Source organism: Prevotella sp. SGI.167 (assembly GCF_050313615.1).
Classification (GTDB): domain Bacteria; phylum Bacteroidota; class Bacteroidia; order Bacteroidales; family Bacteroidaceae; genus Prevotella.
In genome coordinates, this window is the sequence record NZ_JBNPLT010000015.1 from 22,249 (window position 1) to 37,491 (window position 15,243).

General features: G+C 46.7%; 10 protein-coding genes. 5 read left to right on the forward strand and 5 right to left on the reverse strand.

Translation table 11 applies throughout. From position 1 onward, the window contains the following. Positions 1–122 precede the first annotated feature (122 nt). Complete coding sequence (locus ACQRBJ_RS09250) at positions 123–500, forward strand: L-rhamnose mutarotase (protein WP_089544357.1); 378 nt, start codon at positions 123–125, stop codon at positions 498–500. Between the two features lie 96 nt (positions 501–596). Here ACQRBJ_RS09250 and ACQRBJ_RS09255 read toward each other — a convergent pair whose 3' ends face one another. Continuing rightward, on the reverse strand, positions 597–1,733 hold the full coding sequence (locus ACQRBJ_RS09255) for an ATP-binding protein (RefSeq protein WP_445303434.1): 1,137 nt from the start codon (positions 1,731–1,733) through the stop codon (positions 597–599). Between the two features lie 313 nt (positions 1,734–2,046). Here ACQRBJ_RS09255 and ACQRBJ_RS09260 point away from each other — a divergent pair, with 313 nt between their 5' ends. Further along, a complete protein-coding gene (locus ACQRBJ_RS09260) occupies positions 2,047–4,083 on the forward strand; it encodes a family 20 glycosylhydrolase (protein WP_445303435.1) in 2,037 nt (678 codons plus the stop codon). A 174-nt stretch (positions 4,084–4,257) separates the two neighbouring features. Next, complete coding sequence (locus ACQRBJ_RS09265; protein ID WP_445303436.1) at positions 4,258–5,283, forward strand: lysylphosphatidylglycerol synthase transmembrane domain-containing protein; 1,026 nt, start codon at positions 4,258–4,260, stop codon at positions 5,281–5,283. Here ACQRBJ_RS09265 and ACQRBJ_RS09270 read toward each other — a convergent pair. Beyond that, positions 5,273–6,313, reverse strand: a complete 1,041-nt coding sequence (locus ACQRBJ_RS09270) for a carbohydrate porin (protein ID WP_445303437.1) — start codon at positions 6,311–6,313, stop codon at positions 5,273–5,275. The two genes, ACQRBJ_RS09265 and ACQRBJ_RS09270, sit on opposite strands and share 11 nt — an antisense overlap. Before the next feature lie 352 nt (positions 6,314–6,665). On the opposite strand from ACQRBJ_RS09270, the gene ACQRBJ_RS09275 reads away from it, so the two are divergent. After that, the gene (locus tag ACQRBJ_RS09275; protein WP_022121659.1) at positions 6,666–7,139 is read left to right on the forward strand and encodes a PaaI family thioesterase; all 474 of its coding nucleotides are present in this window, start codon (positions 6,666–6,668) and stop codon (positions 7,137–7,139) included. A 1,193-nt stretch (positions 7,140–8,332) separates the two neighbouring features. On the opposite strand, the gene ACQRBJ_RS09280 is transcribed toward ACQRBJ_RS09275, so the two are convergent. The 3 genes from ACQRBJ_RS09280 to ACQRBJ_RS09290 form a co-directional block, all read right to left on the reverse strand. Continuing rightward, positions 8,333–9,190 carry an Rpn family recombination-promoting nuclease/putative transposase gene (locus tag ACQRBJ_RS09280; protein WP_445303438.1) on the reverse strand — a complete coding sequence of 286 codons (858 nt, stop codon included), beginning with the start codon at positions 9,188–9,190 and terminating at the stop codon, positions 8,333–8,335. 102 nt (positions 9,191–9,292) lie between these two features. After that, on the reverse strand, positions 9,293–11,278 hold the full coding sequence (locus ACQRBJ_RS09285) for a heavy metal translocating P-type ATPase (protein ID WP_445303439.1): 1,986 nt from the start codon (positions 11,276–11,278) through the stop codon (positions 9,293–9,295). Between the two features lie 238 nt (positions 11,279–11,516). Continuing rightward, entirely contained in the window at positions 11,517–11,954 is a 438-nt protein-coding gene (locus tag ACQRBJ_RS09290) for an Hsp20/alpha crystallin family protein (RefSeq protein ID WP_264967282.1), read from the reverse strand. Positions 11,955–12,579: 625 nt separating this feature from the next. Between ACQRBJ_RS09290 and ACQRBJ_RS09295 the strand changes: the two genes are divergently transcribed. Beyond that, entirely contained in the window at positions 12,580–15,234 is a 2,655-nt protein-coding gene (locus ACQRBJ_RS09295) for a SusC/RagA family TonB-linked outer membrane protein (RefSeq protein ID WP_445303473.1), read from the forward strand. Positions 15,235–15,243: the final 9 nt, after the last annotated feature.

Below are 15,243 nucleotides of genomic sequence, written 5' to 3' on the forward strand. Positions count from 1 at the left end.
GATAATGCAAAAATAAACAAAATATCGGTAACTAGGTTTGTTTTGTTCAATCTTTTTTTATATTTTTGCACTAAATAAACAAAACAACATATTATTTAATCTTTAAACCCCTAATGATTATGATGAAAGGTTATGAACAGAAGAAGTATCCGGTAGCCACCAAGCGCTACGTGCAGTGGTTGGAACTGGAATCTGATGAGGAGGCTATCCGTGAATATCGCCGCCTGCATTCAGAAGGTGTGCAATGGAAGGAGATTCGTGACGGAATCCGTCAGGTTGGTATCCTGGAGATGGAGATTTACATCTTCGGCAACCGACTGGTGATGGTTGTAGATGCTCCCGTAGATTTCGATTGGGACAAGAAAATGGCAGAGCTCGCCACCCTTCCTAGACAGGCAGAGTGGGAGGAAGTGGTAGGCAAGTTCCAGAAGTGCGGCAAGGGTGCTACGAGCGACGAGAAGTGGCACATGATGGAGCGCATTTTCTATCTCTACGATTAAGCACTCTCAACGATTAAGCACTCTCTACGATTAAGCACTCTCTACGATTAAGCACTCTCTATGATTAATTACTCGGATAATCTTTGGAGGGAAGGATTATATTCCTTCCTTCCAAAGTTTTTTCAAGAAATCGAGGATGTAGATACATTCGATTTCTCCTATCTTTCGATTTATCGGGTCGAGCGATACTATCATCTGTCGGCTTTCCGGGTAATCAGATGCAAAAGTCTTGAGACCTTTCAGATGCCTTGGCAATACTTCCTCTACAGATTTTATTTCAATGGCAACTCTACCGTCACCTATCACGGCATCCACTTCTTGTCCTGTATAGGCTCGCCAATAACTCAATTGTTCTGTACTTTCCTGGTAGGAAAGCCAGGCTCTTAATTCCTGTATTACCAAGTGCTCAAAGGCATGACCATATTCTGCAGTGCCTCTAACCAGTTCCTTGCGATGCAATAAATGGTTGGCGACACCTACATCAAAATAATAGAAGCGGGGAGCCTGTACCAATCTGCGCTTCTTCGTCTTGGTGTAGGCTGGAATGCGAAAACCTAAAAGAGTATCTTCCAGAATGTCGAAATAGTTGCCTACGGTATTTGCGCTTACTCCACAATCCTGGGCGATGTTATTGAGGTTGATGATCTCACCATCTGTCAGGGCTGCAACTTCTAGAAATCGCTGGAAAGAGTTGAGGTTTCTCACCAAAGCTTCTTCCTTGATTTCTTCTTTCAGATAAACATCAATATAGGCTGAAAGACGTCGATGCGGATTCTTTGCCAGGTAATGTGGGGGCAACATTCCATAATTGATGGCTCGTTGGAGATTGAAGTCCGGAATCTCGGCACTAACGAATGGAAAGAGGTAAACCGGATAAGCTCTTCCGCCTAAGGTGTTGTAACCCTTTCGCTTCAGTTTTCGGGCACTGGATCCGCATAGGATAAATACGATTCCTTTTTCCGACATCAGACGATGCACTTCGTTGAGTAGTTCAGGCACTTCCGGTATTTCGTCTATGATGACCAATGTTCCCGTCTCTTTATCTGAAAGCATCTCGTAGAGCAGGGAAGGACGGCGTTTGAATCGTCCTTTGATGGTAGTATCTAATAGGTCAATATAGATACAGTCAGGAAAAGTCTGGCGCAAGAAAGTGCTTTTTCCTGTTTGTCTGGCTCCAAACAGAAAAATGCTGTCTTCTAAATCATTGTCAATATGGCATATACGTTTAATCATAATAGCTCTTTTTATAAGTTTCTATTGCGGATTTTCATAGATTATCCGCAATAGCGTTGCGGATTTTCATAGAATATCCGCAGCAAAGATACGATTATTTTAAGAAACGAACAAGTTTTTGGGAGGATATTTTCTTTTTTCTTCTGTTTTCGGTCAATAATCTCTAAAAAATAGTAGAAGTCTCGTTTTTTCTTCGTATCTTTGCCGCTGAATGCTGGGAATACGGACATCAACTGTTGGTAATGAGATGTTCTGATGTCTGCATCAATGATTGATAATGAAAAATTTAACTCATAACATAAAACAGTAAAATATGAAGAAAAACCTAAATGATTTCAAGCGTCTCTTGCTGACGGCTTGCTGCACCTTGGTGCTTTCGTGTGGCTGGGCAGCGGTCAACGAAAAACCTTTTGTAATCCCTGAACTCAAGCAATGGAGCGGGGCAGAGGGAATGTTTACCCCATCGGGCAAATACGTGGTGAAGGGCGGAAAGAACGCCCAGGAGGTGGCGAAACTCTTTGCTGCCGATTACCATGACCTGGTGGGAAAAACGCTCACGCCTAAGACGGGAAAGCCCTCTGCCGGCGACATCGTGCTGGTGCTCCAGTCTGCTAGGAAATCAGCCCGACTGCTCGGCAAGGAAGGCTATCGCCTCACCATCAGCGACGTAACTACCATCACGGCTTCTTCGGTAGAAGGACTGGTATGGGGAACCCGCACCGTGCTGCAGCTTTCAGAGCAGCAGCGTTCGGCAGGTTTCGTGCTGCCAAAGGGTTCTGCCCAGGATACGCCTGCCTATGGGCTGCGAGGCTTCATGATGGATTGCGGCAGAAAGTTCATCCCGATGTCTTATCTGCGCTCGCTGGTCAAGATGATGTCTTATTACAAGATGAACACCCTGCAGATTCATCTCAACGATAACGGATTCCGACAGTTCTTCGGTAACGATTGGGCGAAAACTCCGGCAGCCTTCCGCCTGGAATGCGACACCTATCCGGGACTCACGGCGAAGGATGGCAGCTATTCCAAGGCTGAGTTCATCGAACTCCAGAAACTGGCAGAGCAGTATGGCGTCAACATCATCCCCGAGATAGATGTGCCTGCCCATTCGCTCGCCTTCACCCATTACAAGCCGGAAATCGGTTCCAAGGAATATGGCATGGATCATCTCGACCTCTTCAATCCCGATACCTACAAGTTTGTGGATGGGCTCTTCAAGGAGTATCTGGAGGGCAAGAACCCCGTGTTCCGGGGCAAGGTAGTGCATATCGGAACCGATGAGTATTCCAACGCCAAGAAGGAGGTGGTGGAGAAATTCCGCTATTTCACCGACTATTATATTAAATATGTGGAGTCGTTTGGCAAGCAGGCAGCCGTTTGGGGCGCACTTACTCATGCCAAGGGCGACACCAAGGTGAAGTCGGAGAACGTGATGATGCATTGCTGGTACAATGGTTATGCTGACCCGAAGGAGATGAAGCGCCTGGGCTACAAACTGGTGAGCATTCCTGACGGATTGGTTTACATCGTTCCGGCAGCGGGCTATTATTACGATTACCTGAATTGCCGGTATCTTTACGATTCTTGGACTCCGGCGCAGATTGGCAACGAGAAGTTCGAGGAGAACGACCCTGCCATTCTCGGCGGAATGTTTGCCGTATGGAACGACCATGCGGGCAACGGCATTACGGTGAAGGATATTCACGACCGACTGTTCCCTGCCCTGCAGACGCTGTCGGCAAAGTGCTGGACGGGTGCTGCTACATCTTTCTCCTTTGAAGATTTCAATCGTCTTCGCCTTGCGCTCAGCGAGGCTCCAGCGGTAAACGAGGCAGCACGCTGGCAGAAGGGCAAGCTGCTCAGGATAGAGACTTTGAACCCTGGTCAGACCACGGGCGAGAAGGAAGTGGGCTATGGCTATCGGGTGGAGTTCACCATCGAGGGAGCCGATGAGCCGAAGGGCACGGTGCTGTTCTCGTCAGATAATGCCACCTTCTATCTTGCCGACCCTGAAAGCGGTCAGCTTGGTTTTGCCCACGAGGGTTATCTCAACAAGTTCAACTACAGGGTAGAGAAGGGCAAGAAGGTAACTCTGGCGATTACGGGCGACAACAGGAAGACCTGTCTTTATGTGGATGGCAAGTTGCGCGAGGAGTTGGGTCCTATCACTCTTTATGCGATGCAGCAGAAAGACCTGGCTACATTCCAGAAGAGCGATGCTGCTGCCACTCAGCCTATCGTGTATAATCCTTCAGCCAAGATGTATTATCAGCGCACGCTGGTGTTCCCGCTCCAGGAGGCAGGCGATTTCAAGAGCCGGATTACGGGAGTGAAGGTGGAGCAGAAATAGTCTATAAATGCCCATAAATTGCAACCGCGGAGACTCTGGTGCGCTCTTGGAATGACATAGCTGTAGAAGTTTTGGATAGATATCAACATTTAATGACAGACAACAAAATAGATTGGCCATTTAATCGTTATATTACTATATATGATTAGGGTATAGTTTTATTTTGAGAATAATATGAAAAAATGGCATTTATGGGTGGCAGCTTCCATCGGCTTGGTGGTCATCGCCGGAATGATGATTCGGGAGTTTGACGTGGAAGTTTTGAGCAGGATAGAATTGTCTCCGAGATTTTTTCTGGGGGTAGGTTTGGCTGTATTGCTCTTTGCCGTCCAGAATCTGATGCTCACTCTCCGTTTCCGACATCTTTGCCAGCGCAAGTTGTCGATAGCCGAGGCGTTTCGCATCAATGTACTTTGCGAGTTTACTTCTGCCGTTACTCCTTCGGCGGTGGGTGGCAGTGGCTTGGCTTTTGTCTATCTGAACCGTGAGGGGATATCGATGGGCAGAAGCATCTTCACTATGTTTGCAGCCCTGCTGGCTGATGAGGCATTCCTTGCCATCAGCTGCTGCCTGTTGTATTTCTGTGTTCCATCGCATCTGCTTTTCAGTCTGGCAGATGGAGTGGGAATGTCTACGGATACAACAAACGAATGGGTCAAGGGTGGAGTACAGGTTGTCTTCGTCGTCAGCACCCTTATTGTGGTTGTCTGGACAGCCATTCTCTATCTCTTGTTGCTGCATCGTCCCCAAATTTTGGGATGGGTATTGAAGGGGTGCTGCAAGATTCCTTTCCTTCGCAGATTCCTGCCCAAGGTAGAGAAGTTTTCCGAGGAGATGACGATGGCTTCGGAGGAGGCAAAGCTGGAGGGCGTAAGATTCTGGCTGCAGCTGATGGGTTATACTTCCCTGGCGTGGTTGTCGAGATTCGCCATCGTGGTAGCTATTCTCGTAGCCTTCCATTGTCAGGGCAACATGCTGGTGGCTTGGTGCAGGCAATGGGTGATGTGGATGATTTCCATCCTGAGTCCTACGCCCGGCGGAAGTGGCGTGGCGGAGTTGATGTTCCGCCTTTATTATGCCGATTTCCTGCCCGATGCCTCGGTAGCCATCCTCGCTGCCATGCTCTGGCGCGCCATCTTCTATTACCCTTTCCTGGTGATGGGCATCCTGGTCTTGCCGAAATGGATTGCTAGAAACTGACATAGAGTCGGGCACTGAGCGTCGTGAAATTTCCATTGTCGTTTTTGATGTACTGGAACGATGGCTGAAGGGAAATGGATTCCGTCAGCTGTCTTTTCCAGGTTACTTCCAGCGAATATTCTGAACCCTGCTGGAAGCGGGCGTACTGGCCCGACAAGCCGCACTCGTTCTTCTCGTCCTGATAGGCACCGTCCAACTCTGCGTATCGGTAGCAGGCATTCTGATGACTGGTGTTCTCGGAATATTGCACCATGCACGAAATGTTCTTGTCGCCAGCCTTCCATACACTCTGCTCTCCATAGACCCACCAGGCACAGGTTGTTTTGCCCTTGGATTCATCGGCAGAAACCATTTCGCCATCCTCGTTTATCGGATATTGACGGGTATGAACGGCAGCACCTGCAAAATATTTTCCACCTTTATCGTTGTACTCCAACTGCGACATATTGAAGATTCCATCCTTCTTCGGGCGGACCAGGAAAGGATTGTCGTGGGCTTTCCAGCCATTATATCCCGCACCATTATACAGACTGTTTCTGAAAGTCCATTTTCCCTTGGTTACATCAAAGTAAAGGGTCAAGCCTGAATACGGATAGTTGGCTATCGGATAGCTGGAAGCAACGGTAGGAAAAATTCCCTCAGAACTGTTCTGGAAAAGAGCCGTAACATCAGAGGTGAAGAAATCCTCGTTCACGTTTCTCACACCCACAAACAGATGGCCCGAATTCCACTCGTGCATGTAGCCCAGCACGGCAAGCATGGCGAAGTTATTGTCTGCATCTATGTTCGAAAATACCTGCCAGTCATCAATAATGCCATCGTTGGTCTTTGCCACATGCAGCGTAGCCGCCTCGAACGAATCCTTTCCTTTTCCTATCGGAACACTCAGTTCCAATCTCAGCTGATTGATCAGATTGGTATTCTTGTTCATGTCCCATTGCCATTCAGAAATATACTGTCCGTTAAAGCTCTGTGCATGAGCAAGGCAAATATTGATGCTGCCTAAAATAATAAAAAAAAATCTCTTCATTCCTTTTATGTTTTTATATTGTTTCTTGCGCACTTGCCTGCCGCTTGCGAGTATCTTTAATTCACGCTGCAAAGGTACTGGGTATTTCAAAATCCTGCAATACTTAATAAACGGTATTTTCATTTCTGCTAAATAGTGGAGGCTTTATCTTTATCCTCATTTCTAGGTATTTTTATTTATTCTAAACAGTTTGGGCTCCGTCTGACCCTCTATTTTCAGGTAATCAGAGGGAATTAATAATAATATTTTTTAAAAACTTTGCCTTATCAGATATTATTCGTACCTTTGCGTGGTCTTTAAACAGTTTTATCAGTAAGAAATCAGTTAAAAATCAGTTTAATCAGTTGGAAAAATGAAGAAGATATTAAATCCATATTTGAACAAGGAGGGTTACAACTGCGTTTGCTGTGCCCCCAACAATCCTGTAGGATTGCATCTTGAGTTTTGGGAAGAGGGTGAGGATGTGCTTACCATCTGGAATCCCGGCGAGAATTATCAGGGCTGGATCAATACCCTGCATGGCGGAATCATCAGTATGCTGATGGATGAAGTGGCAGGCTGGGTTATCAACCGCAAACTGCAGACCACGGGTGTGACGATGCAGCTCAACGTGAAGTATAAGAAGCCTGTGATGACCACCGATTCGCAGATTACGGTGCGTGGTCACATCGCCAGTCAGCGCCGTAATATCGTTACCATCCACCTGACTCTGGAGAACTCCAAAGGCGAGGTTTGTGATGAGGGCGAAGCCATCTACTTTACCTTTGGTCCTGATAAAGCCAAGGAGATGGGATTCGACAGCTGCAAGGTAGAGGGGGAGGAATAACTCTCCCCACTTGTTTGTAATGCTGGAGTCTTTCTTGAAGTTGATCATGCTCAGTCTGCGTTTAAAAGTTCCTTAAATCACAATTCCCCAGAAAGCCGTTTCCTGCCCATTTTGTGGTCTTCATTGATGACCGGCGCCTGCCATCTATTAAGACCAGTCTCGGTCTCCATAGATGACCGACTCTTGGCACAAGAAGACTGTTCTTTCGATTGCCGGTGCAAAGATACAAAAAATCATCCGAGGATGCAATAGTTTTCCCCTTACTTGATTTCACTTTTCCCCTGTTTTGTGAAATGGGGTAATGGTAAATCATAGTCATCCGGTCATTAAGCCCCCGGTCATTAACGGTCATTAAGGAAAATCAGTTCTGGTCATTTAGTCCTATAGTATAATATTAAATATTTTAATATTATACTATACACCATTTTCGCCGCCCCCGAAAATCCTTAATGACCGATAATGACCGGGTTCTTAATGACCGGATCAGGCTTCTGAAAGTTATTCGGAAAGGATGATGTTTGTTTGTAAGATAGTGACAGTCAGTGGAATAGTTTGCACAGTGCTTCTGCAGAGTACCATGCTTTGTACAGCTAAAACCGTACATATTCCTCTTCGCTCTATCCCAGTTTTTTGCTCTTTTTTATGAGAATCTTGGCAAAATATATCAAGAAGTTCCTCGTTTTCCCCCCTTCATTCAGCCTTTTACCCCTCTTATTTTTGCCTTCTGAAGGGGTGAAAAGTGCCATCGGAACTACTTTTTCTTGCTCTTAAGAGCATTTTTCTCCTTCTTTCTCTGAAAAAAAACAATCCTGCCTTTCTTGTCATTTTTGCTTGGGTAATGTGATTTTCTGTTGACAATGGAGTCTGGCTATTTAGGGGATAAGGTCGTTAAGGTCATTAAGGTCAAGGTCATTATCGGTCATTAAGGTTTTCCAATCCCTTAAAAGTCCTTTACGATTTGTCCTGAAAATCGCCTTTACTAAAAGAGTGGTTTATGGGGTAAAATCCATGTTTTATAAGGGTAAAATACCGCTTTTTTCGGAAAAGTGTGGTTTCCAGCCCTCGTTTTTATAGGAAAAGTGTAGTTTTTTAACTATTGATTTATAGGAAAAGTGTGTTGTCTATATTTATAAAAGAGACTTCTTGGTTTGAATGCCAAGAAGTCTCATAAATCAATTTTTCAAAGCTAGTTCTTATTTTCTTATTTTCTGAATTTCCTCCAGTGGAAGCTCTGTGGCCGTTGATACTTGCGCTTCAGAAAGTCCCATTGACAAAAGGCGGTAAGCTGTGGCTATCTTTTCTTTCGCCATTCCTTTCGCCATTCCTTTTTCCATTCCTCTCTTCTCATCAAACTTTCTGGTGGCATATATATCACGCATATTCTTGATGTCCTCGTCATAAAGCTCAAGTTCCTCGCGGGAGAGCTTGCGGAGGTCGCCTATCTCTGCCAATTTGCGGAAGACTGGATACTTCTCGCTGAATGGCATCTGCTCAAACATGTTCATATTCTTCATTATATAAATCCAACAATCAAATATATCCATACACTCTGCCTCCGTATGCTTGTCGAACAATGGCAACTGGAGGTACACAATACGTATCCTGTCGGACACTCGCTGGCGTGTCTGCAAATCGGTAAGCACCAAGTCGGTACGAAACTCTTTTAGCATCGGACTTTCCGACACGAAGTCCATGAAACACACCGTATAGACTGGAGCCAAATGATAGTCCCAGATTCCACGAACGCCCTGCTGCACGATGGCACGTGCCGTGTAATACAATGCCCTGTCGGCAAAGTATTCCTGTTCTTTCTTCTGCATCTCAACGATGATATGCTTGTCCTCGTTTGTGACGCAATAGACATCGAAGACCACACCACGGTCATCGGGGCGCAAGCCAAGTTTTTCGGTCTTGGCAAACGTCACGTCCTTGATTACCAACTCGTCTTCAAACAGTCCGTTGAGGAATGTTATCAGGCATTCTTTAGTGTCCTCGCTTCCAAAGATTCGCTTGAAAGCCCAATCGACACGTGGGTCTATAAATCTTCCCATCTTCTTACGTTTTATAAGGTCGTGGACGCAATATTGCAATTCTGCTGCGAAGATACACTTTTTTATTGAAACTGCCAAGAAATTCTAGGATTTTCTTTCATTTTACGCTAATCTCAACCTCAATGAATTAAGCACTACGCTTACGCTGGAGAAGGCCATCAGGGCACTTGCCCACATCGGGGTTATCTGGAAATCAATGCCGAAGATATGAAGGGCGCCGGCTGCCAGCGGGATGCAGATGATGTTGTAGATGAACGCCCAGAAGAGATTCTGCCAAATCATGTGAACCGTCTTCTGACTCAGTTTTACGGCTTCCGGAAGCGCCAGGAGGTCGTCGCTCATCAGCGTAATCTGTGCTACATCCATCGCCACATCCGTTCCCTTTCCTATCGCCATGCTCACGTTGGCAAGGGCAAGGGCCTGGGTGTCGTTGATTCCGTCGCCCACCATTGCTACCTGCTTGCCTTCGTCCTGAAGTTTCTTTACCAATGCCTGCTTGTCGCCAGGCAGCACCTTGCTCTGGTAATGCTTGATGCCGGCTTTCTCTGCCCAGTAATGAGCCGCTTCCTCCTTGTCGCCACTCATCATATAGACCTCTATTCCCCTTTCCTGCAACTGCTTCATTGCTTTCTGGGCATGAGGCTTGAGGGTCTCTCTCGTCTCCAGGTCCAAATCCTCCTGCTTGGTGAAATCGATGTTCTGGTTAGGAATGGTGAGGGTGCCGGTCTTGTCGATGACGAGGGCGTTGATCTTGTGGAGATTCTCCAGCGCCGACGCATCCTTGATGAGAATCTGCTTCTGCGCCGCCTTGCCGATGCCCACCATCAGGGCGGTAGGAGTAGCTAAGCCCATGGCGCAAGGACAGGCGATGACCAATACGGCTACGGCTGCAAGGATGGCCTGCGGAAGAGCAGCGTTGCCGCCTATCAGCCACCATATTAAAAAGGTGATGAGGGCGATGGCTGCCACGGCTGGAACGAAAATCAGAGCCGCTTTATCCACGATGCGCTGCACGGGCGCCTTACTGCCCTGTGCCTCCTGAACCATGCGGATGATGTGTGCCAGGGCGGTGTTCTCGCCAATCTGCTTGGCTCTCATGCGGAGCTTTCCCTGACTCGGAATGGTGCCAGCCAGCACGTTGTCGCCTGCCTTTTTCATCGCCGGAGTCGGTTCGCCGCTGATCATTGCTTCATCTACATAGGCAGCATCGGGAGTCATGAAACTCTCTGCCTGGGTAACCACGCCATCCACCGGAATCTTCTCGCCGGCTCTTACCTCTATCATGTCGCCTATCTGAATGGTGGAAATCGGAACTTCCTCCATCTTGTAGTCGTTGGTGCCTTCTATCTTCTCGTAAGTCACCAGTCGGGCGGTTTTCGGCTGCATTCCCATCAGTTGTCGGATGCTGCTCGCCGTACTGTCCTTTGCCTTTTCTTCCAGGCATCTGCCGGTCAGCACGAAGGTGATGATCATCACGGAAGCATCGAAATAAGTGTGCCATTCTATGCCTCTCGCTCCCCATACCATTTCTCCGAAGAAGGTGTTGAAGGTGCTGAAGAGGAAGGCGATGAGGGTGCTGAGTGCTACGAGCGAATCCATGTTTGCCGTATGATGCAAAAGCTGCTTCCAGGCGGAAACGTAAAACTGTTTGCCGCAGTAGAGCAGGTTGGCGAGTGCCAGGAGCAGACAGATCTGGTTGGCGAAGGAACTCGAGTGATGAGCCGAAGCAACGCCATCTGAAATCATATTCTGTTCCATACCCAGGGAAATCCAACCCATGGAAAAACACATGGTCAGGATGGCGAAGAGCCAGGAAGCGAGGGTTCGGCGGCGCAGGAGGGTGAACTCACGACGATTGATTTCCTCCACGCTTCTGTTGCTTTCGATGACGAGGTCGTAGCCGGCGTTGCTGATTTCCCGTTTCATATCTTCCAGAGAGATAATGTCTGGGTCATAATCTACCAGGGCAGTTCGGCTCGCCAGGGAAACCGAGGCGGAGTTGATGCCCTCTAGCGACTGCAGCTTCTTTTCTACATTGGCAGAGCATACGCTGCAAGCCATGCCTATTACTGGAATTGTTTTCTTCATCTGTTTTTTATATAAATGTTATGAATTTTATAAGCAGAAGCTTTCATATCTGCTTTTCTGCCTGCAAAATTACATATTAATTATGACCCCCACAAGATTTATGGAAGAAATATCCTGATGGATAGATGAAAACCACTATAATAAGGTAGATGAAAAATGTGGTGGCTCAGGTAAGGGAACAAAAAAAGGCAGGTTCCAAAATGCCTTGGAATCTGCCTCAATCATTTATGGGAGATGATTATTTGACTTCGATATTCTTGGTAGCCTTAGCCTCCTCCTTAGGAGCAAGCTTTGGAATCTCAACCTCAAGAACACCATCAGCTACCTTTGCTGAAATCTTCTCACGGTCAGCGTCCTCAGGGAGTGTGTAGCTCTGCTGATAGTTGCTGTAAGAGAACTCGCGGCGCAGATAGTGCTCGTGCTTATCTTCATCCTTGTGTTCCATCTTGTTCTCGATAGCCACATTCAGGTTGCCATCGTTATCGATGTTGATGCGAACCCATTCCTTCTTCAGTCCAGGGGCTGCAATCTCCATCTGGTAAGCTTTCTCTGTCTCCTTTACGTTAATGGCTGGAGCGGTAGCATTCATACGTGGCATCAACTCTGTGTTGAAGAATGCGTCATCAAAGAAGTTACTCAACCAATCTGAATTATTATTTCTACGTGCTAACAACATAATTAAAACCTCCAATTTTATTTTACTCGTCCTCTCGGTTCCTTGCGGTCCCGTCGGGATTTCTGCTTGTTATTTATTTATCTGTTCTTTTGATTGCCTTCGCCTCGAAACTCCGTTGTCCTTTCGAACTCCTTCGTCTTTTAGCTTCAGCTTTCACTCTTATGTTGAGCAACTTGCGTGCCAGTGTCGGATTGATGACAATATTGGCAGCAAAGTATAATTAATTTAAGCTTTGCTGCCAAAATGGGAGGCGGTTTCAAAAATAAAAATGTAACTTTGTCACCGAGATTGAAAACAATCACAAGAACAAAGATTATAACATTTAAGACAAACCATCAGTCTGCCTCGCCAGAGTTTCGAGGGTTGGGATTCCCAGACCAATACCATGCGTGTGGTTCCCGGCAAATATTAAAAGAGAAAGCTCGCCAGGACTTTGAGGGTCTTGGTGAGCTTTTCTTCTGTCTTAACTCTTAGGCCTGCGTTTTTTTGAAGTTTTTTCAAGGAAATGGACTTTGAATCACTCTTTTTTATTATATTTGCAATCGAAAATCGAATTGAACCTTGACTAAACGATGAAATAGTTATGGAACAGAAGTTAAAAACTATATTTTATGCGATGGGTGCGATGATTCTTGCACCACAAACCCTCAGTGCTCAGTCTGTGAACATTGAAGGCCTAGACTCCTTGCGCTTATCAGGTTCGGTGAGTGTAGTGGAGCCTGAACTTCTGAAGAAGGGTGTACTCAATAATGCCCTGGATGCCTTGAGCGGACAGACGGCAGGTGTTAACGTCACTACCAATGGTCTTGACCGTATTGCTATGTTGAACTCCGTCCGGGTTCGCGGTACAACTTCTATCATGGGCGGCAATGATCCTCTGGTGATTATTGATGGTGTTACTTCTGATGTGGCGACGCTTGCTACAATCTATCCCGCCGATATAGAGAGCTTTACAGTACTGAAGAATGCCAGCGAAACGGCACTCTATGGTTCCCGTGGTGCTTCGGGCGTTATCCAGGTAAAGACCAAGAAGGGTACGGGTAAGGGATTTCAGATTTCTTACGAGGGAAACTATGGTATAGAGACGATGTACAAAAGTATGGAGATGCTCAATGCCGCCGAATACATAGCTGCTGCACAGAAGTATGGGCTGGAGTATAACAATAAGGGATATGATACCAATTTCCGCAAGGCGATTACCCGAACCGGAAATATCCAGAACCATTATCTGGCCTTCAGCGGTGGCACTCCGCAGAGCAACTACCGCGCTTCTTTTGGCTATATCGACCATAGCACGATTATTCGGAGCAAGGGCTATCGTAATCTGGTGGCTAAGATTGATGTTACCCAGAAGGCGTTTGGCGATAAACTGACGGGAGATTTCGGCGTGTTCGGTTCGTCTTTCAAGAACAATGATATCTTCGACAGTCAGGCGCTTTTCTATTCTGCCGATGCCATGAATCCTACTTATCCTTATGATAAGCTGAACGGCAGTTGGGTGAAGAATGGGGCTGCATCTCAGGTGAATCCTCCCGGTATCTTGCTCAAGGAGCGTAATGATACGAAGAACATGAACTTCAATGCTCATCTGAAGTTGAACTATGATATGACAAATTCTCTGAGTGTTTCTGCCTTCGGAGCATACAGTTATGCTTCCAACGAGAACAACCAGTTCTGTCCTACCTGGGTTTGGGCGCAGGGCAATCTCTATCGTGGGGAGTTCAAGAGCGAGGACTGGCTTGCCAATGTATCGTTTAACTATCAGCATTCGTGGGGAATCCACAATCTGAAGGCAATGGTGGGTGCAGAATATCAGAAGGATATCCGAACGGGATTCTGGACTTCTGCGAAGGGAATCACCAACAACGACATGTATTACCATAACATAGGTGCTGCTGCATCACGGCCTTTCGGTGGGACAGACAGCAACTACGAAGATCCGGCCCTGGCTTCTGTGATGGGCAATGTCGACTACACCTTATATAATAAGTATAGTCTTTCGGTTTCCATGCGTGGCGATGGTTCTTCGATGGTGGGCAATGACCATACCTGGGGTTTCTTCCCATCCGTCTCTCTTTCCTGGGATATGAAGCAGGAGAAATGGCTCCGTTCTCTCCAGGAAATTACCATGCTGAAACTGCGTACGGGCTATGGACGCTCAGGTAATCTTGGCGGAATATCTTCTTATACCACTTTGAATACGGTGCGGCAGAATGGTATTGTTTCGGTGAACAGTTCTCCTACGGTTACGATGGGAATGATTAGCAATAACAATCCTGATCTGAAGTGGGAAACCCGCGCTACCTGGAATATTGGAGCCGATTTGGGATTGTGGAACAACCGGCTGGTTCTGACGGCAGAATATTACTATTCCAAGACCACCGACATGCTCTATGCCTATGATGTGCCTGTTCCGCCTTTTGCCTATGATAAACTGTTGGCAAACCTGGGTTCTATGAGCAACCAGGGTTTGGAGGTCGGCATTTCCTTCACTCCTATCCAGAAGAAGGACATGGAACTGAACATCAATATGAATCTCTCCTGGCAGAAGAACAAACTCCTCTCGCTGAGTGGTGAATATGACGGAATGCAGATGTCGGCAGCCGATATTACTGCGATGGGTGCCTTGTCGGGTGCCGGTCAGCATGGTGGTTACAACAATGTGGTCTATCAGATAGTTGGTCAGCCTTTGGGGGTATTCTATCTTCCTCATTGCAAGGGAATTATAGAAGATGGAAATGGGCATTACCGCTATGATATCGAAGATTTGGACAAGAACGGAACCGTAGATTTGAGTGATGGCGGTGACAGATATATTGCCGGTCAGGCTACTCCTAAGGTAACGTTGGGTTCCAATATCAGTTTCCGTTATCGCGACTGGTATCTTTCATTGCAGATGAACGGAGCCTTCGGACATAAGATATTCAATGGTACGGGCTTAGCCTACACCAATATGTCGAGTTTCCCGGATTATAATGTGCTGAAGGGAGCTCCTGAGAAGAATATCGTTGACCAGAATGTTTCTGATTATTGGCTGGAGAAGGGCGATTATCTCAACTTAGAGAATCTCACGCTGGGCTATGATATCCCTATCCGAAAGGGCGTGGTGCAGTCGCTCAGAGTTTCGGCGAGTGTCAACAATCTTGCCACCATCAGCAGTTACAGCGGCTTGACTCCGATGATTAACAGCTACGTGGTGAACAGTACGATGGGTATTGATGATAAGCGGACTTATCCTGTTTACAGAACCTTCTCATTGGGTTTAAGTGTTCAATTCTAAAATCAGAAA

Bases quoted from the DNA above. Each gene is read 5' to 3' on its own strand.
- ACQRBJ_RS09250 (WP_089544357.1), top strand. From the start codon at position 123: ATGAAAGGTTATGAACAGAAGAAGTATCCGGTAGCCACCAAGCGCTAC.
- ACQRBJ_RS09255 (WP_445303434.1), bottom strand. From the start codon at position 1,733: ATGATTAAACGTATATGCCATATTGACAATGATTTAGAAGACAGCATT.
- ACQRBJ_RS09260 (WP_445303435.1), top strand. From the start codon at position 2,047: ATGAAGAAAAACCTAAATGATTTCAAGCGTCTCTTGCTGACGGCTTGC.
- ACQRBJ_RS09265 (WP_445303436.1), top strand. From the start codon at position 4,258: ATGAAAAAATGGCATTTATGGGTGGCAGCTTCCATCGGCTTGGTGGTC.
- ACQRBJ_RS09270 (WP_445303437.1), bottom strand. From the start codon at position 6,313: ATGAAGAGATTTTTTTTTATTATTTTAGGCAGCATCAATATTTGCCTT.
- ACQRBJ_RS09275 (WP_022121659.1), top strand. From the start codon at position 6,666: ATGAAGAAGATATTAAATCCATATTTGAACAAGGAGGGTTACAACTGC.
- ACQRBJ_RS09280 (WP_445303438.1), bottom strand. From the start codon at position 9,190: ATGGGAAGATTTATAGACCCACGTGTCGATTGGGCTTTCAAGCGAATC.
- ACQRBJ_RS09285 (WP_445303439.1), bottom strand. From the start codon at position 11,278: ATGAAGAAAACAATTCCAGTAATAGGCATGGCTTGCAGCGTATGCTCT.
- ACQRBJ_RS09290 (WP_264967282.1), bottom strand. From the start codon at position 11,954: ATGTTGTTAGCACGTAGAAATAATAATTCAGATTGGTTGAGTAACTTC.
- ACQRBJ_RS09295 (WP_445303473.1), top strand. From the start codon at position 12,580: ATGATTCTTGCACCACAAACCCTCAGTGCTCAGTCTGTGAACATTGAA.